Origin of the sequence: Bradyrhizobium sp. 23 (genome assembly GCF_023073295.1) — a bacterium.
GTDB classification, from domain to species: Bacteria; Pseudomonadota; Alphaproteobacteria; order Rhizobiales; family Xanthobacteraceae; genus Bradyrhizobium; species Bradyrhizobium canariense_D.
In genome coordinates, this window is sequence record NZ_JADPJF010000124.1 from 192,331 (window position 1) to 192,855 (window position 525).

The following is a 525-nucleotide window of genomic DNA, read 5'->3' on the forward strand; positions in this document are numbered from 1 at the left end:
GGGGAGCTGCCGTTTCGCGCTGATCGAGCAGCGTTCGGAGCGCGGCTTCGTGCAGCGCGCCGAGGCGATCGGGCTGCGCTACAAGGTTGGCACCCGCATCGACGGCTACAATTTCTCGCAAGGGCGCGCGATCTCGATCTCGATCTTCCGCTCGGAAGGCACCGAGTAGGATGTCGGCACCAACCGACATCTCGCCGCGCGCGAGCTATCCCGCACAATTGCTCACGCTCTCGGGGCGCGCCCTGGCACAGCTCGTGCGCACGCCCTCGCATTCGCGCCGCGCCGAGGCCGCGCGAAAGCTGGCGCGGCATTCGCTTTGGCTGAGTGCTGCAGGTGCAGCCCTGGTCATCGCGCTGATGGTCGTGTTCGACCTGACCGAGATCCAGCTGATGCCGGCACGTGGCGCGCCCGGACTGTGGCCGATCCGCATCCTTACCGATTTCGGCAAGGACGAGTATGTGCTCTCGGTGCTCGGGGGCCTGCTGGTGGTCCTGGCGCTGGTTGCGGCGGGATTGCACGGCACCA

1 pseudogene is annotated in these 525 nt (G+C 67.2%); it reads left to right on the top strand.

Annotated elements, in window-relative coordinates:
- Positions 1-170: 170 nt before the first annotated feature.
- A pseudogene (locus tag IVB32_RS30170) lies at positions 171-525 on the top strand (phosphoesterase); the annotation flags it as partial.